Raw genomic sequence first — 21503 nt, forward strand, 5'->3', positions numbered from 1 at the left:
TAGAAACGTTTAATTCATTAACGTTTTGTTGTTCAGTTTTCAAGGTTCAATGCGTCACCTCTTGGCGACTTAATTATCTTATCAATTTCCAATTGAAATGTCAACATATTTTTAAATAAAAATATTATTTTCTTCTTAATTATTTAAAAAGTTTTAAGATAATTTCTCGAATAAAAACCCAACAAATAGGCTGTTGGGTTTATAATTCTATATTATATTTATATAAAAATCAATAACATTTTTCAATTTGTTAAGATTCTTTCTATATATATTCCTCTGTTTTGAGATAAATCAATGATATTACCGGTATTAAGTAATTTTACTAAAGGGCGCGTCGGTGAAAATTGATTCACAAACATTACCTCGCCACGCTCAAAATTAGATAACTCTACTTTTGTACCAATCGGTAAATCAACAACAATATTCATTAAAGCAGATACTACTTTAATATTGAACTTACCAAATTCACTTTCTTTAATCATCTCTACAACTTTAAATGGTGATTCTTTTGAACGATATATACGTTCGCTTGTCATAGCGTGAAATGTATCTGCAATAGCAATTATTTGAGAATAAACTGATATATTATCTAATTTCAATCCTCTAGGATAACCACTTCCATCTAATCTTTCATGATGTTCTATAATCGCTTGCTTCATATCTTCTTTTAAAGCAGGTAAATCTTTTACTAATTGAAAGCTATAAATTGGATGTTTACGTATTTCATTAAATTCAGCTTGGTTTAGAGCTTGTTTTTTATCTCGAATTCGGGCTGGTATTTTTGCCATACCGCAATCCGCCAAAGACCCAGCTGTGGCCATTTGAAGAATTACTCCTTTATCAAATCCAAGCTTTTGAGCTATTACAGATGAAATTAGACCCGTTGCAACACAATGATGATACATATAATCTTTAGGATTTGAGTAACTATTTAAATCGAACATTATACTTCGATCAGCAAGTATTTTTTCGATTAATGGTAAAATAATTCCGCGAATTTTTACGATGTCAATTTTAGCACCAGATTCCCAATTCGAGAACTCCTTTTTATATTGAGAGACTGCTTCTTCATACTCTACTTGAAAAGCGTTCGTTTGAACCTCAAAAGTTTGCTTTTCAATCTCCTCTTCTATATTCTTTTTTGTGTTCTCTATTGAAACTACTTTTTTTCCGAAATCTTTATAAAGGAGTACCCTTGAAATTTGGAATACTTTTAATATATGAAAATGCTCTTCTGTTATAACAGTATCCTTTTTTAAAATTGGATATTGTGTATTGGCAAATATATCTTGGGCAACTGTTTTTCCTATATAACTCTCATCTATATTTACATATGTAGCTTCCAATTTATAAACCCCCTTCGATTATTTTTAATATCATGAATATGGAAATGTAAAATTTATACTTTATAGATAATTTTAAATTATGTTTTGTAAATATTAAATACAATTTAGTAAGTCTTTAGAAAATGATAACAAAGTAATAATAAAATTTCACTTTAAGCAAAAAATAGCACAAACCCTTTTTAGATTTGTGCTACTTTTATTAATTATTCTTCATTATCTTGGTTTTCAGTTTCTAATTCTTGAATATTTTCTGATGTTTCAATTGATTCACTTTCTTCATCTTCATCTAAGGAATCGTCTTGCTCATCCTTTTTCACTCTAGCAACTGTCGCTACAAATTCATCTTCACCTAATCGAATTAATCTGACACCTTGTGTAGATCGGCCAATTACTGAAATATCATTAACATCCATACGAATGAGGATACCATTAATCGTAATCAACATGATGTCTTCAGTTCCATCAACTGTTTTCACAGCACATAATGGTCCATTTTTCTCAGTGATATGGATTGTTTTAAGACCTACGCCACCACGGCTTTGCAAACGGTACTCTGACTCTGGTGTACGTTTACCATATCCTTTTTCAGTGACAACTAAAATTTCTTGACCTTCTTCTATAATTTCCATACCCACTACATAATCGCCTTCACGGAGTTTAATACCGCGTACTCCTGCAGCTGTACGACCCATAGAACGAATATCTTCTTCTTTAAAACGAATAAGCATCCCTTCACGTGTACCAATAATAACATCCTTATTGCCATCTGTTAGACGAACTGAAATTAACTCATCATCATCATGCAGACTAATAGCAATCAGACCATTTTTACGGATATTTGCAAATTGAGAAAGAGGTGTACGTTTTGTAATACCTGTTTTTGTAGTAAAGATGAAATAAGCATCTTCTTGATATAACTCTGAACGAATCATTGCAGTTACTTTTTCTTCTTTATCTAAATTTAACAGGTTAACAATTGGTAGCCCTTTTGCTGTACGACCGTATTCAGGAATTTCATAACCTTTTGTTAAGAATACTTTTCCTTTAGAAGTAAAGAATAAAATAGCATCGTGCGTTGAAGTGAATAGTAAATGTTCTACGAAATCATCTTCATGTGTGCCCATACCTTGCACACCACGACCTCCACGTTTTTGGCTTCTATATGTATTAGAAGCTAGTCTCTTAATGTAACCATTATGGGTTAATGTTACAACAGAGTCTTCCCGTGGTATTAAATCTTCATCTTCAATCATTTCGAAACCGCCTGCAGCAATTTCTGTACGGCGCGTATCATTATATTTCTCTTTTATTTCATTCATTTCATCACGGATAATTTGAACTAACTTTCCTTCATCCGCTAATATTGCTTTTAATTCACCAATTAATACTTGAAGCTCATTATATTCGTTTTCAATTTTTTCACGTTCTAGTCCACTTAAACGTACAAGGCGCATATCTAAAATCGCTTGCGCTTGTCTTTCTGATAAACTAAAGCGTTCCATTAATATCGGCTTTGCTTCTTCACCAGTTCTTGAAGAACGAATAATACTGATAATCTCATCAATGTGATCAAGCGCAATACGTAAACCTTCTAAAATGTGCGCACGATCTTCAGCTTTTTTCAATTCAAATTGAGTACGACGAGTAATCACTATTTTTTGGTGTTCTAAATAGTGATATAAAACTTGTTTTAAACCTAATACTTTCGGTTGCCCATCAACTAATGCAAGCATATTAACACCGAAGTTTGTTTGCATAGCTGTTTGTTTAAATAAGTTATTTAAAATAACATTTGCATTAGCATCTCTACGTACTTCAATTACAATTCGCATTCCTCGACGGTCAGATTCATCACGTAACGCAGTGATTCCATCAATTCTTTTATCACGTACTAATTCAGCAATTTTCTCTATTAGTTTTGCTTTATTTACTTGATAAGGAAGTTCACTAACAATAATTGTTTCTTTCCCATTAGATTGTGGTTCGATTTCCACTTTTGCACGAACAATAATAGATCCACGACCAGTTTCATAAGCACGACGAATACCACTGCGTCCTAAAATAACTCCCCCAGTAGGGAAGTCGGGACCAGGGATAATTTCCATTAATTCCTCTGTAGTAATATCAGGATTTTCTGATAATGCTATAACTGCATCAATGGTTTCCCCTAATTGATGTGGGGGAATGTTTGTTGCCATACCTACCGCAATACCAGAAGCACCATTTAACAAAAGATTAGGAATACGTGCCGGTAGCACAAGTGGTTCTTTTTCATTGCCATCATAGTTTGGTTGATAGTCAATGGTATCTTTATTGATATCCCTTAACATTTCCATCGCAATTTTAGACATACGGGATTCCGTATAACGCATAGCAGCGGCTCCATCACCGTCTACAGAACCAAAGTTACCATGACCATCTACAAGCATATAACGATAACTAAAATCTTGAGCCATACGTACCATCGCGTCATATATCGAAGAGTCACCATGAGGGTGATATTTCCCCATTACGTCCCCTACGATACGCGCACTCTTTTTGTATGGTTTATCAGAATAATTCCCAAGCTCATGCATTCCATATAAAATACGACGATGTACTGGTTTTAAACCGTCTCTTACATCTGGTAATGCACGGGAAACGATTACGCTCATTGCATAACTTAAAAATGATTTTTGTACTTCATCACTAATTTTTATTCCTTTAACGCCTTGTTGTTCACTTTCAGCCAAAATAGAAACCTCCCTTCATCACACGATTAAATATCTAATTCAGCATAAACGGCATTTTTTTCGATAAATTGTCTACGAGGTTCTACCTCATCTCCCATTAATTGTTGGAAGATTTGATCTGCTCTCATCGCATCATCTAATTCGACTTGAAGAAGTGTACGATGTTCAGGATCCATTGTTGTTTCCCAAAGCTGTTCTGCATTCATTTCCCCTAAACCTTTATATCGTTGGATTGCAGGTTTCGGGTTTTGTGGTAAACGTTCTAAAATTTCTTGTAACTCTTCATCAGAATAACAATATTCCACATGTTTACCTTGTTTGATTTGGTAAAGTGGCGGTTGAGCGGCATAGACATATCCTGCTTCAATTAACGGTCTCATAAAACGGAAGAAGAACGTTAAAAGCAATATACGAATATGTGCACCATCCACATCGGCATCGGTCATAATAATAATTTTATGGTAGCGAGCTTTTTCTAAATCAAATTCCTCACCAATACCAGTACCAAAAGCTGTGATCATTGCTCGTATCTCTGCATTAGATAAAATACGATTTAAATTTGCTTTTTCGACATTTAAAATTTTACCGCGCAATGGAAGAATTGCTTGGAAATAACGGTCACGCCCAGACTTTGCAGAACCACCCGCAGAGTCACCCTCAACGATATAAATTTCAGATTCTGCTGGATTTGTTGATGTGCAATCCGCTAATTTACCAGGGAGACTCGATACCTCAAGTACAGATTTTCGTCTTGTAAACTCACGTGCCTTTTTCGCAGCAACACGAGCTCTTGCAGCCATCAGACCTTTATCGATAATTTTCCTTGCAACTGTTGGATTTTCTAATAAAAATCTTTCAAAGCCATCAGAAAATAAAGAATTCGTAATAGCACTTACTTCCGAATTCCCTAATTTAGTTTTTGTTTGACCTTCAAATTGTGGATCTGGATGTTTTACAGAAACGATAGCCGTTAATCCTTCACGAACATCTTCACCAGTTAAATTTGCATCATTATCTTTTAACAGATTAGATTTACGAGCATAATCGTTAATCACACGAGTTAAGGCTGTTTTAAAGCCTGATTCGTGGGTACCACCTTCATAAGTATTAATATTATTAGCGAAGGAATATATGTTTGAAGAATAGCCATCGTTATATTGCATTGCAATTTCAACAGAAATGCCATCTTTTTCGCCTCTTATATCAATTGGTTCATGAATTGGTTCTTTTGATTCGTTTAAATGCTCAACATATTCACGAATTCCGCCTTCGAAATGGTATGAATCTCTACGGATTTCTTCTTCACGTTCGTCCATAATCGTAATTCGAATGCCGCGATTTAAGTAAGCTAACTCACGTACACGAGTAGCTAAAATATCGTATTCATAAACAGTTGTTTCTTTAAAAATTTCAGGATCAGCTTTAAAGCGTGTTGTCGTTCCTGTTTCATCAGACTCACCGACAATTGTTAGTGGCTGAACTGTTTTACCACGTTCAAATTTAATCGAATGAATATGACCATCACGTCTTACATAAACCTCAGTAAATTCTGATAAAGCGTTTACTACAGATGCACCAACACCATGTAGACCACCAGATACTTTGTATCCGCCACCGCCAAATTTACCTCCTGCATGTAAAACAGTCATGATAACTTCAACAGCTGGCATTCCCATTTTTTCTTGGATATTTACTGGTATTCCTCGTCCGTTATCCTCTACTCGGATCCAGTTATCTTTTTCAATAGCAACTATAATTTCAGAACAATATCCCGCCAAAGCTTCATCAATACTATTATCTACGATTTCCCAAACTAAATGGTGTAATCCTTTAGAGCTTGTTGATCCAATATACATCCCTGGACGCTTACGCACTGCTTCTAAGCCTTCTAAAACTTGTATCTGTTCAGCATCATAAGCATGTTGAACTTTTCCCTCTTCTAAAGTCACCATGTTCACCTACTCTTTCATAACTTCAGTATGTGTTAAATTTACAAAGCTTTATCAATATAACTAAAACTTTCTATTCTGAAATCAATCCCATTTTATTGTTCGATTGTCCCATGTTTCACATGGAACATTTTTGCATGTTTAATTGTATCGTGATGAATGCCATCGACGCTTGTTGTCGTAACAAATGTTTGTACTTCACCTTGAATGGTATTTAACAAATGAGATTGTCTATAATCATCCAATTCAGATAAAACATCATCCAAAAGTAAAATGGGTGTTTCTTTTGTTTCTTGCTTGATTAATTCAATCTCAGCAAGTTTTAAAGAAAGTGCTGTTGTACGTTGTTGTCCTTGTGAGCCATATGTTTGAACGTCGTAATCATTTACAAGAAATTGTAAATCGTCACGATGCGGTCCAACTAATGTTACGCCTCTTTCCAATTCCTTTTGTTTAACTTCACTTAGTTTTTTTTGCAAATATGTAGTCATTTCATCTTGAGTCCAATTAGAGTCTAGACCAGATATAGGTTGATACTTTATCTTCAATTTTTCAAGACCACGAGAAATACCCGAATGTATAGGTTCTGCCCATTCTTGCAAAAGTTCAACAAATTGAAACCTTTTACGAATAATTTGAACAGCTGCCTGAATATATTGCTCAGTATAAATATCAAATAACATATCGTTCATATTTGATTTACCTTGATTCATCTTTAACAAATGATTTCTTTGTTTTAAAACTTTTTGAAAAGATAATAAATCATGTAAATAGACAGGCGAAATTTGACCAATTTCCATGTCAATAAAACGTCTTCTCACTTGAGGACTTCCTTTTACAACATTTAAATCCTCTGGTGCAAACATGACGACATTCATTTGGCCAATATAATTACTTAATTTTGTTTGTTCGATATGGTTTACTTTTCCTTTTTTACCCTTTTTAGTAATTGTTAATTCCATTGGAAAATTTCCGTAACGATTTTGTACAACACCTTCTATTTTACCATAATCAGCAGTCCAACGTATTAATTCTTTATCATTGCTTGTGCGATGGGATTTTGCCATCGCTAAAACATAAATGGACTCCATTACATTTGTTTTTCCTTGTGCATTTTCACCAATGAACACATTTATTTTTGAAGAAAAATCAAGTGTTAACGACTCATAATTCCGATAATTCGTAAGGGATAAATTGTCAATGAACATCAGTTGTCACCGTTCGTATTTACAATAACGTATCGCCCAGTACCAGGAATATTGATAACGTCTCCATGATATAATTTCCGTCCCCGTCGATTATCAATTTCCCCATTCACATATACATCATTTTCTTGTAAAAACCATTTGGCCATACCGCCTGAACTTATGGAATCAGTTAGCTTTAATGCTTGACCTAATGTAATAAATTCAGTATCGATTACTAATTCATTCAAGGTTGTTTCTCCTCCGATTACAATACATCTATCTATATATGATACCTAATTTTATAAAAATTCGCCAAGATTAGCTTAAAACAAAAAAATCCTGCGTATTAGACTAAACTTTCTAAACGGCCTTCTTAAAAGGATTTTAACTAAAAAAGGTGTCCAGAAAATAATAATTTCCTGACACCCTTTTTAACGATTTATTCAATTGCACAAATATTATTCATTCACAGCTAAACGTGAATTTATCACCATTGTTTATAACTTTATTTTTACTAATTTATCCACATGTTAATAAGTTCTAACTGGTAAGATCAATTGTAAAATTGCATCATCATGAACTGAACGTAAAATAAATGGTCTCATTGCTCCAGTAAATTCAATTACAACATCTTGACCATCAATTGCTTTTAGTGCCTCCATCATATATTTTGCACTAAAGGAAATTTTTATATTTTCACCAGTTAAAGATTCAACTTGAATTTGCTCTTCAACTTTACCAATTTCCGGTGAATTAGATGAAATTTCAACAATGTTACTTTCTAATGTTTCAAATCGAACGACATTATTACGATCTTCGCGAGCAAGAAGTGATGCACGGTCGATCGCTTGTAATAATTGTTTACCGTTTATCGTAATATTTGTTTTAAATTCTTCAGGTATTAAACGTGAAGTGTCCGGATAATTGCCTTCTAATAAACGTGAGAAGAATAAGATATTTTCGGCTTTAAATAGCACTTGTTGACTTGTAATCACAATTTGAACAGGTTCAGTTGTTTCGCCAAGTACTTTGTTTAATTCATTTAAACTTTTACCAGGAATAACAACTGAATGTACATCTGTAGGAAGTTGTTCAAGTTTCGTTTTTCTTTGAGCTAAACGATGACTATCTGTTGCAACACAAATCAATTCTTCATCTTTAATTTGCCAATTAACACCTGTTAATACTGGGCGACTTTCAGATGTTGCCACAGCAAATACGGTTTCACGGATAATCGATTTTAATAAATCTGCAGGAATAGCAAATTGACGGTCCATTGCAATTTCAGGTAATGATGGATATTCCGTTGGATCTAAACCAATTAAGTGGAATTCTGATTTTCCTGAACGAATATGAGTTTGGAAACCGTTAGATACTTCTATTTCAACATCATTTGTAGGTAATTTACGAACGATTTCATTGAACATACGAGCTTGTAAAACGATAGATCCAGTTTCAGCAATATTTATAACTTGATCACCATTTTCTTCAATAGGGATAAATGTTTGAATCGTTATATCAGCATCGCTACCTGTTAAACGCATTCCTTCTTCAGTCACGTCAATTTTAATACCAGTTAAAATAGGAATAGTCGTTTTTGAACTTACTGCTTTCATGACATCATTTAACCCATCTAACAATCGGTCTCGCATAATATCAAATTTCATTAATAATACCTCTCTTATTATTATATTATTTTAAAAGAATTTAATAGATATAGTAATAGGCGCTGTGGATTTGTGGATAAATGTATTTTTCTATTGATAAATCTATCTATCCACATGTTGATAAGCTGTGTGTAAACCTGTGCGAAATTTTCGCATTTATCCACAGTTTTATTTTCCTAACATACTACGTATTTGTTTAATATCTTGTTGCAATTGTTGATCGTCTTTTAATAAAGAGGCGATTTTTTCATGTGCATGAATTACCGTTGTATGATCACGCCCACCAAATTCCTCTCCTATTTTCGGTAAAGAGAAGTCTGTAAGTTCTCTAGATAAATACATTGCAACTTGACGTGGGAACGCGATTTGCTTCGTTCGTCTTTTTGCCGAAAAGTCCTCAAGCTTAATATGATAATGTTCTCCAACAGCCTGCTTAATATCAAGAATTGTAATAATTCTCGGTTTTGAATTAGGAATGATATCTTTTAATGCTTCAGCTGCTAGTTCTGTTGTAATATCTTTATTTACCAATGAAGAATAAGCAACTACTCGAATCAATGCTCCCTCTAATTCACGTATATTTGTATCGATTTGATTAGCGATATAATGCATCACTTCATTAGGGATATCAAGGCCATCTGCTTTTGCCTTTTTTCTTAAGATAGCAATTCGAGTTTCTAAATCAGGAGGAGTAATATCCGTGATTAGGCCCCATTCGAATCGGGAACGAAGGCGATCTTCAAGAGTTGGAATTTCCTTAGGTGGTCGGTCACTTGAAATAACGATTTGTTTTGATTCTGTGTGTAATGTATTAAAAGTATGGAAAAATTCTTCTTGTGTTGATTCTTTTCCGGCCAAAAATTGAATATCATCAATTAGTAGAACATCTACATTTCGATATTTATTACGAAAATCTACTGCTTTATTGTCTCGAATAGAATTTATAAACTCATTTGTAAATTTTTCAGATGATAAATAAACAACCTTTGCATCTGGATTATGCTCAAGAACATAATGACCTATCGCATGCATTAAATGGGTTTTACCTAATCCAACTCCACCATATATAAAGAACGGATTATAGGCTTTAGCTGGAGCTTCAGCAACTGCTAGCGATGCAGCGTGGGCGAATCTGTTACCAGAACCAATTACAAATGTATCAAAGGTATACTTTGGGTTTAACATTCCTGCCGAATTATCATAATGCTGTGTATCTTTTGCTTGGATAATCGGTGCTGGTAATTCAAAATCATCATCGTCCTGATCCTTTTGAACAACAAATTTAATCATCAAGTCTTCGCCAGTTAACTCAGTTAAAATGCCCGCTATTAAATGTACATAGTGGTTTTCTAACCAATCACGAGCAAATGAAGTCGGTGCGGCAATAATTACATTAGATCCTTTATAAGAAAGTAATTTTGTCGATTTTAGCCACGTTTCAAAGCTTGGTTTTGAAATTTTTTGTTCTACTTGAGCCAGGACATTGTTCCATAATTCTTCTAAATGTTCCAAGCTTTAGTCTCCTTTACGTATTTTTATCTTCATTATTTTAATGATAGAAATTTAAAATTATTATATATTACACATAATCACAAGTTGTGGATAAATGTTATCCAACCATAGTGTAAAACTTTGTCCACAGGTTATTAACATCTGTGGATAATTTTATTTCAAGTAAATAATTCCACAAGAGAAAACACATTAATCGTAACAAAAAAATATTGTCATTTCAATAGCTCATGAAACTTATCCACACAATGTATATTTATACACTTTAAACTTTTCCACAGCAAGTGATTATGTGCAAAAGTTGTCGATAACTGTTGTGGATAGAAAAAAATATTAATTTCATTATCCACAGTGAGTTTTAAAGTTGAAAAAAATTTGTGGATAATTAGATTCGTAGCATTTTTCATGGAATTAAATCAGTGATTGACATTAGCAATAGAATTTATATATAATATTTAGGTCTGTATGTTAAATAGAGATTAACTTTCATCTGGAGGTGTTATATATATGAAACGCACATATCAACCGAAAAAACGTAAACATAGTAAAGTACATGGTTTCCGTGCACGTATGAGTACTAAAAATGGTCGTAAAGTTTTAGCAGCTCGTCGTCGTAAAGGAAGAAAAGTATTATCAGCATAAGTCCACTGAGCTTTATCAGTGGTCTTTTTTTCTTTATTATGGTTTAACTTAGTAGAGAAAACGTTTTCAGTTTTACTTGAAGATTGAGTAGGGTGATCGAATGAAAAAAAGTCAGCGTGTTAAGAAAAACGAGGATTTCCAAAAGATTTTTAAAAAGGGAAAATCCTTTGCGAATCGCCAATTTGTTGTTTATTTACTGCAAAAAGAGGGACAAGCTGAATTTCGTATCGGATTATCTGTAAGCAAAAAAATCGGTAAGGCGGTTACCCGAGTACAAATAAAACGATATATTAGGCAAGCGTTCCTTGAACTAAAGGATCAAATAAGACAAGATATGGATTATGTTATCATCGCCCGAAATCCGGCGGCCAATTTAGATTTTCATGAAACAAAAAAAAGTATAGAACATGTGTTGAAAATAGCAAAAGTGTTAAAAAAATAGCTATTTTTAAGACTGAATAAAGAATCTATAGTAGAGTGAATTCCATTCACATGGTAAAATAGCTAAAATAAACAAACTGAAATTGAATAGTTGCTTTAGGAGGAAGAAGGTTGAGGAAAAATCTTTGGGTTATTCTGTCACTTGTATCAGTAGCACTGCTGCTATCTGGGTGTACAGAATTTAATAAGCCGATCTCGGCTGAAAGCACAGGATTTTGGAACGAATTTATCGTATGGCCATTAGTTTCAATTATTAAATACTTTGCGGATTTATTAGGATCTTATGGTTTGGGAATTATTGTTGTTACAATTATCATTCGATTAGCAATACTTCCATTAACAATTAAACAAGTTAAAAGTTCTAAAAAAATGCAAGAAATACAACCTAAAATGAAAGAATTACAACAGAAATATGCATCGAAGGACGCTATTACACAGCAAAAGTATCAACAAGAAATGATGACTTTAATGCAAACAGCTGGTGTTAATCCACTTGCAGGTTGTTTACCAATTTTAATTCAAATGCCAATATTAATCGGTATCTACCACGCAATTAGCCGAATGGATGCTACAGGTCCAGAAGTGTTTAATTTAGGTACATTTATCATTTTCCCGTTAGCTGATACAAGTATTGTATTAGCGGTTATCGCTGGTTTAATGCAATATGTTGTATTAATGACAGGCCCAGCAATGGACAACCCACAAATGAAAGTGATGATGTATATTATGCCGTTAATGATTGTTGGTTTTGGTGCAGTAGTGCCAGCAGCATTATCATTATATTGGGTAGTAGGAAATATTGTATCAGTAGTACAAAACCTTTTGATTTACAAACCTTGGAATAGAAATAAAGAAGCTGCTACTATAGGAGGAGCGAAAAAGTGAAACAAATTACGCAAATAGGAGCGAGCGTTGATGAAGCGCTTCACTTAGCGTTACAGAAACTTGGAGTTACTAGACAACAAGTAGAAGTTGAAGTTTTACAAGAAGGTAAAAAAGGATTTTTAGGTTTTGGAGCAAAACAAGCAGAAATACGCGTTACTTTAAAAGAAGAACAAGAGCAATCAAATACACCAAATGTTGAAGCAACTGAAGTAATAGAGTTAGTAGAAAATTTAGCGAATGCTTCAGACTTAAAAGAAGACAAAGAGTTCCAACAAGTTGAAGGTAATGACAATAATGAATTACTAGAAGATGTAAACGTCATTCAAAATGTCGATCCAATTGAAAAAGCGAAGGAATATGTAACAAATATTGCAAGAGAAATGGGTATACAAGATTTAAAAATAGAGGTTGAAAATAAAGGAAAACGTCTACTATTTAAGCTTGATAGTGAAAAAGCTGCTCTCTTAATAGGAAAACATGGGGCTACTTTAAATGCTTTACAGCAATTAACTCAACTTGTAGTAAATAATACAGCTAAAACCTTCATCTCAGTTACTCTGGATGTTGAAAATTATCGTGATCGTAGGCAAGCAACATTAGAACAACTAGCAGACCGTATGGCAGATAAAGCGGTGCGTACTGGACGAAAAGTTGTGCTTGAACCAATGCCATCCTACGAACGAAAAGTGATTCATAATGCGTTAGCCAATCGAATTGATATTGAAACATACTCAGAAGGAACTGAGCCAAACCGCTATTTAGTGATTGAACCACTTAAGTAAAACATATAGCAACCATAAAAGGCAAAATTACTTGTTTTTAAGTAATTTTGCCTTTTTATTTTATAAAGAATGGCTAGTAATTCAATGGTTTTTCACTTTAAACAATATGAAAAATTAAATCCTAGTTCACATTAAAGTAAGTTCGTTTTCGATTGTGTATAACAAAGTAAATAACAAAAAAAACTGTTATCCACATGTGAATAACTCAATTACTTTCGTATTTTATAAAAATATGGTACCCTAAATTGTTAGTAATTATTGTCCGATGAACTTATTCCGTTGTGGATAAAAATGACGATGAAAATTAACAATAAAGAAAATGAAAATTCCTATTGTGGATTTTAATAGATACCGGATGTAGAGGAAGTAGATTTAGGAGGAGCAAATAATGGATTACGATACAATTGCTGCGATCTCCACTCCGATGGGTGAAGGAGCCATTGCCATTGTACGATTAAGTGGTGATGAAGCGGTTCAAATAACGGATAAAATATTCCAGTCGCCAAATGGAAAAAAGCTAAGTGAAGTAAAAACCCATACAATACACTATGGTCATTTAATCGATCCAAAATCTGATGAAGTGGTTGAGGAAGTAATGGTTTCATTAATGAGAGGACCGAAAACCTTCACTAGAGAAGATGTTGTTGAAATCAATTGTCATGGTGGTATCGTATCAGTAAATCGAGTATTGCAGCTTGTATTAAGAAACGGTGCAAGGTTAGCAGAGCCAGGAGAATTTACAAAACGAGCATTTTTAAACGGACGCATCGATTTATCTCAGGCTGAAGCAGTAATGGACTTAATTCGTGCGAAAACGGATAAGGCGATGAATGTTGCACTTGGTCAAATGGATGGGAAATTATCGAAATTGATTGGCCAATTGCGACAAGCCTTAATTGAGACATTAGCACAAGTTGAAGTTAATATAGATTACCCGGAGTATGATGATGTAGAAGAAATGACAATTCCTGTACTTTTAGAAAAATGTACATGGGTAAAGGAAGAAATAAAAAAACTATTACAGACTTCCTCACAGGGTAAAATTTTACGTGAAGGCTTATCAACTGTAATACTAGGAAGACCAAATGTAGGGAAGTCTTCATTATTAAATAGCTTAGTTCACGAAAATAAAGCCATTGTAACTGATATAGCAGGGACAACACGTGATATTATAGAAGAGTATGTCAATGTGCGCGGAGTACCATTAAGGTTAGTTGATACAGCTGGTATACGTGAAACGGAAGATATCGTTGAACGAATTGGTGTAGAAAGGTCACGACAAGTATTAAAAGAAGCAGATTTAATTTTACTTGTGATAAATGCTTCAGAAGAATTGTCCGAGGAAGATGAAAGACTTTTTGAAACCATTCAAAATATGGATTTTATAGTTGTCGTTAATAAAACAGATTTACCTCAAAAAGTGGATCTAGAGAAAGTAAAAGAATTAGCAAATGGTCGACGGGTCGTAACAACTTCCTTATTAAAAGAAGAAGGTGTTATTGAACTTGAAGAAGCAATTGCTGCATTATTCTTTGAAGGACAAATAGAAGCGGATGATTTGACGTATGTTTCAAATTCACGACATATTACATTGTTGCACCAAGCATTAGATACAATTAGTGATGCGATTGAAGGTGCTGAAAATGATGTGCCAGTCGATATCGTTCAAATTGATGTAACAAGAACGTGGGAAATACTAGGTGAAATCATCGGCGATACAGTTCAAGAAAGTTTAATTAACCAGTTATTCTCCCAATTCTGTTTAGGAAAATAACTTCCATATTTATTAGTGCGATAGATTGAAATGATAATGATAATTTAGAGAGGAAGATAGGCATGACAACAACAACATATGAAGCTGGCACGTTTGATTGTGTAGTAATCGGTGCCGGTCATGCTGGTGTAGAAGCAGCGTATGCTTCCGCACAAATGGGTGCTAAAACCCTAATGTTAACAATAAGTCTTGATATGATCGCTTATATGCCATGTAACCCATCAGTTGGTGGTCCTGCGAAAGGGATAGTAGTACGTGAAATAGATGCATTGGGCGGATTAATGGGAAGAGTTATCGATAAAACACATATTCAAATGCGAATGTTAAACACAGGGAAAGGTCCTGCAGTACGTGCCCTAAGAGCACAAGCAGATAAAGTACTTTACCAACGTGAGATGAAGCGCGTATTAGAAGAACAAGATAACTTAACCATTTATCAAGGAATGGTTGAAGAGTTAATCGTTGAAGATGGTATTGTAAGTGGCGTAATTACCCAAACGGGAGCAATATATCGTGCAAAAACAGTTATCGTAACAACTGGTACGTATTTGCGCGGTGAAATTATTATCGGAGACTTGAAATATTCAAGTGGTCCAAATAATCAAAGACCGTCCATTAAACTTGCTGATAATTTAAAGGACCTTGGTTTTGATTTAGTACGATTTAAAACAGGGACACCTCCACGGGTAAACAGTAAGTCAATCGACTATAGTAAAACAGAAATTCAACCTGGTGATGATGAGCCTCGTGCATTCAGTTTTGAAACAACGGAGTTTATTATGGATCAAATTCCGTGCTGGTTAACGTATACAAGTGCAGAAACACACCAAATTATTAATGATAATTTAGATAAAGCACCAATGTTTACAGGATTAATTACTGGTCCAGGACCGCGTTATTGTCCGTCTATTGAAACAAAAATTGTGCGCTTTAATGATAAGCCACGACATCAGCTGTTCTTAGAGCCAGAAGGTCGTGAAACAGAAGAAGTATATGTTCAAGGACTTTCTACAAGTTTACCTGAACATATCCAACGTGAAATGCTTCGTACAATTCCAGGCTTAGAAAATGCGGAAATGATGCGTGCGGGATATGCGATCGAATATGATGCAGTAGTACCTACACAACTTTGGCCAACTTTAGAAACAAAACGTATTAAAAACCTATATACTGCTGGTCAAATAAACGGAACAAGCGGTTATGAAGAGGCGGCAGGGCAAGGAATCATGGCTGGTATTAATGCTGCTGCAAGAGCACTAGGAAAAGAAGAAGTAATATTAAAACGATCTGAAGCGTATATCGGGGTTTTAATTGATGATTTAGTAACAAAAGGAACAAATGAACCATATCGATTATTAACTTCACGTGCAGAATATCGTTTATTACTACGTCATGATAATGCTGATTTACGTTTAACTGAAATTGGCTATAAATTAGGTTTAATTTCAGAAGAACGTTATCAAAAATATTTAACGAAAAAAGAACAAATTGAAAATGAAATTGCCCGACTTCGTGAAGTGATTATTAAACCTAACGAAAAAACACAGGAAGTAATACGTTCTGTAGGTGGAACAGAATTAAAAGATGGAATTCGTGGTGCTGATTTAGTTAAACGAACAGAAATGACGTATGATTTAGTTGCTTCGTTAACACCGCCAGGAATTGAATTAAGTGATGAAGTAAAAGAACAAATCGAAATTCAATTGAAATATGAAGGTTATATTCAAAAGGCATTAAGCCAAGTAGAGAAGCTTCATAAAATGGAAGATAAAAAAATTCCTGAGGATATTGATTATGATGAAATTTCAAGCTTAGCTACCGAAGCTCGTGAAAAATTAAAAGAAGTTCGACCATTATCTATCGCACAGGCATCTCGTATATCTGGTGTAAATCCAGCAGATATATCAATACTACTTGTTTATATAGAGCAAGGTAAAATTGCACGTGTAAGCAACGATTAAAAATTGAGCGTTCGAGTGCTATTTCGTTACTCGGGCGCCTTTTTTTAATTATAGTAATAATAAGTAAATCTCTTATTAGTAAAAGGAGAATAAAATGAACGAACAACAGTTTATCGAAGCTTTAAAAGAAAAAGGTATCGAACTATCGGAAACACAAATAGCACAATTCAAAACATATTTTGAGCTTCTTGTTGAATGGAATGAAAAAATGAACTTAACTGCAATAACGGACTTAGAGGGAGTTTATTTAAAACATTTTTATGATTCCATCAGTGCTAGTTTTTATTTTGACTTTACGAAGGTTTCATCTGTTTGTGATGTAGGGGCAGGCGCTGGTTTCCCAAGCTTGCCAATTAAAATTTGCTTCCCAGATTTACATGTTACGATCGTGGACTCGTTAAACAAACGTATTACATTTTTAAATCATCTTAGTGAGCAATTAAATTTAAAGAATGTTGAATTTGTTCATTCTCGCGCAGAGGAATTTGGTCAAAATGTAAAATATCGTGAAAAATTTGATGTAGCAACAGCGCGCGCGGTAGCCCGTTTATCTGTACTATCAGAATTTTGTCTTCCTTTAGTGAAAAAGGGAGGTAATTTTGTTGCATTAAAAGCAGCCGCAGGTCCAGAGGAGTTAAAGGAAGCAAATAAAGCAATTAACACTTTAGGTGGATCACTGAAAGAAGAGTTTGCTTATCAATTACCAATTGAAGATAGTGAGCGAACAATTTACATTATTAATAAAATAAAGGAAACACCTAAGAAATATCCTAGAAAACCAGGAGTGCCAAATAAAAGTCCAATTCAATAACGGATAAGCATGTCCTAGAAATTGTTTCACGTGAAACATTAATTGAAAATTCAAAAAACGTTTCGCGTGAAACTTCATAATTATTCCCGATTATATAAAATGTTTCACATGAAACATTTTATAGGAAAAAACATCAAATAAATTTGCTTTTCTTAACATACATATTTTATATTAAAAACAGTTTAGTAGATTTAATATTTAATAGAGTACTGTACATTTTCTATTTTATATTTAATAATAGAATATAGTGAGCAAGAAAGTTTCAAAAAGGTGGTGCCATTGGATGAAAAGTCCTTTTTCACGTTTTTTCGGAGGCGGGGATAAACTAGAATCTGAGGTTAAAAGCGATGTAGGTGTTGCAGAGAGTAGGGCAACGGAAGAAGTCGTAAAAATACCAATCGAAAAAATCGTTCCGAATCGTTACCAACCTCGAACTGTTTTTGATGAAGAAAAAATTGAAGAATTAGCTAGAACAATTCATACCCATGGTGTGATTCAACCAATTGTCGTTAGAAAGTTTGACGAAAATCAGTATGAGATCATTGCCGGAGAACGTCGATATAGAGCAATGAAAAAACTGAATTGGTCTGAAGTTCCTGCTATTGTGCGTAGTTTAAGTGATAAAGAGACTGCTTCAATTGCTTTAATTGAAAATCTTCAACGAGAAGAATTAACTGCAATAGAAGAAGCAATGGCTTATCAGCAATTATTAGAACTCCATTCATTGACACAAGAAGCACTTGCTCAACGTCTAGGAAAAGGTCAGTCAACCATTGCAAATAAGATAAGATTATTAAAACTACCACAAAATGTACAAGATGCTATATTAAATAGAGAAATATCTGAAAGACACGCACGTGCATTAATTACAGTAAAAGATGAGGCAACTCAAGGGAAGTTAGTTGAATTAATTAAAGAATATGATTGGAATGTTCGTCAGCTTGAAGATTATATTCAACAGTTATTAACTCCTAAAGAAGAAGAAAGTGTCAAAAAGGAAAAATCAAAACGTAAAGCAATTAGTAAAGATATCCGAATTGCTGTAAATACGATTCGTCAGTCTTTATCAATGGTTTCGAAAAGCGGTATTAACGTGAAAACAGAGGAAGAAGATACTGAAGATTTCTACCAAATCACTGTAAAAATACCTAAGAAAAAGAATTAACAATGAAAATGGTTCCTTTTTTCAAAAATAGGAACCATTTTTTCTATCAATATTTTAACTTTATTTATTATTTTTTGTTAGAATAGTAGAAGTAGATGAAAAAATACAATCTCTTTTTATTTTAATGAAAATAATAGCTACGATGATGATTGAAAGCAGGTGCAAAAAATCTTGGGAAGAATTATTGCTATTACTAACCAAAAAGGTGGTGTTGGTAAAACGACAACATCTGTTAATTTAAGCGCTTGTCTTGCATACTTAGGAAAAAAAGTATTATTAATAGATATTGATCCACAAGGTAATGCGACAAGTGGAATTGGTATAAACAAAGGGGAAACTCAACATTGTATTTATGATGTGTTAATCGATGATGAGAGCCTTGAAAATGTTATACAACAAACAAAAGTTGAAAACTTAGATGCTGTGCCTGCAACAATCTCATTAGCAGGGGCAGAAGTAGAACTGGTTTCAACTATTTCACGTGAAGTCAGATTAAAGCATGCAATAGAAAATATTAAAGAAAAATATGATTACATTATTATTGATTGTCCGCCATCACTTGGGTTATTAACAATTAATGCATTAACGGCATCAGATGCGGTAATCATTCCTGTACAATGTGAATTTTATGCATTAGAAGGCTTAAGTCAGCTTTTATCAACAGTGCGATTAGTTCAAAAGCATTTAAATCAAGAATTATATATTGATGGTGTTGTATTAACAATGCTTGATGCAAGAACAAACTTAGGGATTCAAGTAATTGAGGAAGTAAAAAAATACTTCCAAGATAAAGTATTTAAATCAATTATTCCACGTAATGTTCGTCTGAGTGAGGCTCCAAGTCATGGAGAGCCTATTATTATTTATGATCCAAAATCAAGAGGTGCGGAAATCTATTTAGAGTTGGCAAGGGAAGTGATTAAAAATGGCTAAAGGATTAGGTAAAGGAATAAGTGCATTGTTTCCAACTGAGCCGTTGAAAAATGATGATTCTATAGAAAAAATTTCTATCCAAAAACTAGTAGCCAACCCTTATCAACCACGTAAATTATTTGATGATGAAGCAATTGAAGAATTAGCTCAATCTATAAAAGAACATGGAATTATCCAGCCAATAGTCGTCCGTAAAAAAGGCTCGAAATATGAAATAGTTGTAGGTGAAAGACGCTATAGAGCCGCAAAACTAGCAAATCTTGAAGAAGTTCCAGCCATTGTAAAAGAAATGTCTGATGAACAAATGATGGAAGTAGCTATTTTAGAAAACTTACAGCGTGAAGATTTAACACCAATTGAAGAGGCTGAAGCATATCAAAGTTTAATTGAAAAATTAAATTTTACTCAAGAAGATTTAGCAAAAAGATTAGGGAAAAGTCGTCCTCATATTACAAATCATATTCGATTGCTACAATTACCAGAAGAAGTGAGAAAACTAGTAAACGATGGATCTCTTTCAATGGGACACGGAAGAACTTTGCTTGGTTTAAAAAATAAACGAAGAATACCAGAATTAGCAAATAAAGTGATTAAACATTCATTAAATGTTCGTCAATTAGAAAATTTAATAAAAGAGTATAATTCAGAAGTTTCACGTGAAACATCAAAAAAAGTAAACAAAGATATATTTGTACAAGCAAAGGAAACTCAGTTAAGAGAGTACTTTGGTACAAATGTACAGATCAGAAAATCGAAAAACAAAGGTAAAATTGAAATTGAATTTTATTCTGAGGAAGATTTAGAAAGAATATTAGAAATATTAAAAGTTGAAGAGGAATAATATAACGAGCGCCATAACTTGGCGCTCGATTTTAATGAGTACGAAAAATAATGTGAAAAAAATAGGATGACCATTTGTATACAGTCTTGGATATTACATAGGAATTATCTTTCCTTCAATTGATTTAAGGAATATTTTCTGTGAATTAGTGGGTTAGAAAATGACTAAGTGTATATATTGAAAACAGGTGGATTTGAGTTTAAAAGGGGTAGAATGGTGGCTTTAATTAAAATTTGAGTAATTTATTCTGTCACCAAAGTGATCGTAGCTGTTATGATTGTTTGTATTATATTTTCCTTTCAATGAATAACGCTGCCAAGCTAATAATAATGCTCTAGCAATTTTATCACTCATTGAATATGTTGTTTTTAAACGAGTATTTTGTAAGACAAGCATTTCCATAAAACCGCCAACATTTACAATGCCCTTCACAGAAATATTTCCGATTGCTGGTAATTCCTTTTTTACTGCTTTTCCTGGTAAAAGGGGACCTTGATGAACAATAATTTGTCCAATATTATCTTCAGCCCCGAGACAAGCATCTATTGCTACTACAAAAGGAGCTGTTCTTGATTGTTGTAACTCTTCTACTGTTGATGGTAAATTGACAGCGTGAAGAGGGTTTTCTAAAGTTCCAATTACTCGAAACGGAAAAGAATGATAGCTGGCTAAAAAGCTTCCTGTCAATGGACCTAGGGAATCTCCAGTGGAACGATCTGTTCCGATACAACAAAAGATGATTTGTTCATGATCAAATGGAATATGGTTTAAAAATATATCGCTTAAACGCCAAACCGCACCAGATTGCTCATGATGAACAAATGATTTTTTTACAGTTTCATTAGTTTCATTAATATTTTGCATACGAAATCTCTCTT

Annotated in this window: 18 protein-coding genes; 10 read left to right on the forward strand and 8 right to left on the reverse strand. The window is 33.6% G+C overall.

The features are described 5' to 3' along the window. Positions 1-242: 242 nt before the first annotated feature. From CD30_RS02645 to dnaA, 7 genes are all read right to left on the reverse strand, one after another. A complete protein-coding gene (locus CD30_RS02645) occupies positions 243-1346 on the reverse strand; it encodes an HD-GYP domain-containing protein (RefSeq protein ID WP_036172180.1) in 1104 nt (367 codons plus the stop codon). A 203-nt stretch (positions 1347-1549) separates the two neighbouring features. Then, a complete protein-coding gene (gene gyrA / locus CD30_RS02650; RefSeq protein WP_036172182.1) occupies positions 1550-4078 on the reverse strand; it encodes a DNA gyrase subunit A in 2529 nt (842 codons plus the stop codon). 26 nt (positions 4079-4104) lie between these two features. After that, the gene (gene gyrB / locus CD30_RS02655) at positions 4105-6030 is read right to left on the reverse strand and encodes a DNA topoisomerase (ATP-hydrolyzing) subunit B (RefSeq protein WP_036172184.1); all 1926 of its coding nucleotides are present in this window, start codon (positions 6028-6030) and stop codon (positions 4105-4107) included. A 92-nt stretch (positions 6031-6122) separates the two neighbouring features. Then, a complete protein-coding gene (recF, locus tag CD30_RS02660) occupies positions 6123-7235 on the reverse strand; it encodes a DNA replication/repair protein RecF (protein WP_036172186.1) in 1113 nt (370 codons plus the stop codon). Continuing rightward, positions 7235-7462: a S4 domain-containing protein YaaA gene (yaaA, locus tag CD30_RS02665; RefSeq protein WP_036172188.1), complete on the reverse strand. Its 228-nt coding sequence runs from the start codon at positions 7460-7462 to the stop codon at positions 7235-7237. The genes recF and yaaA overlap by 1 nt, the downstream gene beginning before the upstream one ends. A 282-nt stretch (positions 7463-7744) precedes the next feature. Next, a complete protein-coding gene (dnaN, locus tag CD30_RS02670; RefSeq protein ID WP_036172189.1) occupies positions 7745-8881 on the reverse strand; it encodes a DNA polymerase III subunit beta in 1137 nt (378 codons plus the stop codon). Between the two features lie 168 nt (positions 8882-9049). Continuing rightward, positions 9050-10393: a chromosomal replication initiator protein DnaA gene (dnaA, locus tag CD30_RS02675; RefSeq protein WP_036172191.1), complete on the reverse strand. Its 1344-nt coding sequence runs from the start codon at positions 10391-10393 to the stop codon at positions 9050-9052. A gap of 504 nt (positions 10394-10897) precedes the next feature. Here dnaA and rpmH point away from each other — a divergent pair. From rpmH to CD30_RS02725, 10 genes are all read left to right on the forward strand, one after another. Further along, complete coding sequence (gene rpmH, locus CD30_RS02680; protein WP_004233310.1) at positions 10898-11032, forward strand: 50S ribosomal protein L34; 135 nt, start codon at positions 10898-10900, stop codon at positions 11030-11032. Between the two features lie 100 nt (positions 11033-11132). Then, on the forward strand, positions 11133-11474 hold the full coding sequence (rnpA, locus tag CD30_RS02685) for a ribonuclease P protein component (protein ID WP_036172193.1): 342 nt from the start codon (positions 11133-11135) through the stop codon (positions 11472-11474). A gap of 110 nt (positions 11475-11584) precedes the next feature. Further along, positions 11585-12358 carry a membrane protein insertase YidC gene (yidC, locus tag CD30_RS02690; protein WP_036172195.1) on the forward strand — a complete coding sequence of 258 codons (774 nt, stop codon included), beginning with the start codon at positions 11585-11587 and terminating at the stop codon, positions 12356-12358. Then, positions 12355-13140, forward strand: a complete 786-nt coding sequence (gene jag, locus CD30_RS02695; protein ID WP_036172196.1) for an RNA-binding cell elongation regulator Jag/EloR — start codon at positions 12355-12357, stop codon at positions 13138-13140. Before yidC ends, jag begins: the two co-directional genes overlap by 4 nt. Before the next feature lie 388 nt (positions 13141-13528). Next, positions 13529-14914, forward strand: coding sequence for a tRNA uridine-5-carboxymethylaminomethyl(34) synthesis GTPase MnmE (mnmE, locus tag CD30_RS02700; RefSeq protein WP_036172197.1), 1386 nt, complete (start codon positions 13529-13531; stop codon positions 14912-14914). Between the two features lie 62 nt (positions 14915-14976). Further along, a complete protein-coding gene (mnmG, locus tag CD30_RS02705) occupies positions 14977-16875 on the forward strand; it encodes a tRNA uridine-5-carboxymethylaminomethyl(34) synthesis enzyme MnmG (RefSeq protein ID WP_036172199.1) in 1899 nt (632 codons plus the stop codon). A gap of 94 nt (positions 16876-16969) precedes the next feature. Continuing rightward, on the forward strand, positions 16970-17686 hold the full coding sequence (gene rsmG / locus CD30_RS02710; protein WP_036172201.1) for a 16S rRNA (guanine(527)-N(7))-methyltransferase RsmG: 717 nt from the start codon (positions 16970-16972) through the stop codon (positions 17684-17686). A gap of 283 nt (positions 17687-17969) precedes the next feature. Continuing rightward, positions 17970-18851 (forward strand): nucleoid occlusion protein, encoded by an 882-nt coding sequence (noc, locus tag CD30_RS02715; protein ID WP_036172203.1) that lies wholly within the window; start codon positions 17970-17972, stop codon positions 18849-18851. Between the two features lie 171 nt (positions 18852-19022). Next, positions 19023-19784 carry a ParA family protein gene (locus CD30_RS02720; RefSeq protein ID WP_036172205.1) on the forward strand — a complete coding sequence of 254 codons (762 nt, stop codon included), beginning with the start codon at positions 19023-19025 and terminating at the stop codon, positions 19782-19784. Next, positions 19777-20625, forward strand: coding sequence for a ParB/RepB/Spo0J family partition protein (locus CD30_RS02725; protein WP_036172207.1), 849 nt, complete (start codon positions 19777-19779; stop codon positions 20623-20625). The genes CD30_RS02720 and CD30_RS02725 overlap by 8 nt, the downstream gene beginning before the upstream one ends. Before the next feature lie 222 nt (positions 20626-20847). On the opposite strand, the gene yyaC is transcribed toward CD30_RS02725, so the two are convergent. Further along, positions 20848-21489, reverse strand: coding sequence for a spore protease YyaC (gene yyaC / locus CD30_RS02730; protein WP_036172209.1), 642 nt, complete (start codon positions 21487-21489; stop codon positions 20848-20850). Positions 21490-21503: the final 14 nt, after the last annotated feature.

The organism is Ureibacillus massiliensis 4400831 = CIP 108448 = CCUG 49529 (assembly GCF_000772965.1).
GTDB classification, from domain to species: domain Bacteria; phylum Bacillota; class Bacilli; order Bacillales_A; family Planococcaceae; genus Ureibacillus; species Ureibacillus massiliensis.

Coding starts and splice junctions, on each gene's coding strand:
- gyrB (WP_036172184.1), bottom strand. CDS start 6,030: ATGGTGACTTTAGAAGAGGGAAAAGTTCAACATGCTTATGATGCTGAA.
- recF (WP_036172186.1), bottom strand. CDS start 7,235: ATGTTCATTGACAATTTATCCCTTACGAATTATCGGAATTATGAGTCG.
- dnaN (WP_036172189.1), bottom strand. CDS start 8,881: ATGAAATTTGATATTATGCGAGACCGATTGTTAGATGGGTTAAATGAT.
- rpmH (WP_004233310.1), top strand. CDS start 10,898: ATGAAACGCACATATCAACCGAAAAAACGTAAACATAGTAAAGTACAT.
- rnpA (WP_036172193.1), top strand. CDS start 11,133: ATGAAAAAAAGTCAGCGTGTTAAGAAAAACGAGGATTTCCAAAAGATT.
- mnmE (WP_036172197.1), top strand. CDS start 13,529: ATGGATTACGATACAATTGCTGCGATCTCCACTCCGATGGGTGAAGGA.
- mnmG (WP_036172199.1), top strand. CDS start 14,977: ATGACAACAACAACATATGAAGCTGGCACGTTTGATTGTGTAGTAATC.
- rsmG (WP_036172201.1), top strand. CDS start 16,970: ATGAACGAACAACAGTTTATCGAAGCTTTAAAAGAAAAAGGTATCGAA.
- noc (WP_036172203.1), top strand. CDS start 17,970: ATGAAAAGTCCTTTTTCACGTTTTTTCGGAGGCGGGGATAAACTAGAA.
- CD30_RS02725 (WP_036172207.1), top strand. CDS start 19,777: ATGGCTAAAGGATTAGGTAAAGGAATAAGTGCATTGTTTCCAACTGAG.
- yyaC (WP_036172209.1), bottom strand. CDS start 21,489: ATGCAAAATATTAATGAAACTAATGAAACTGTAAAAAAATCATTTGTT.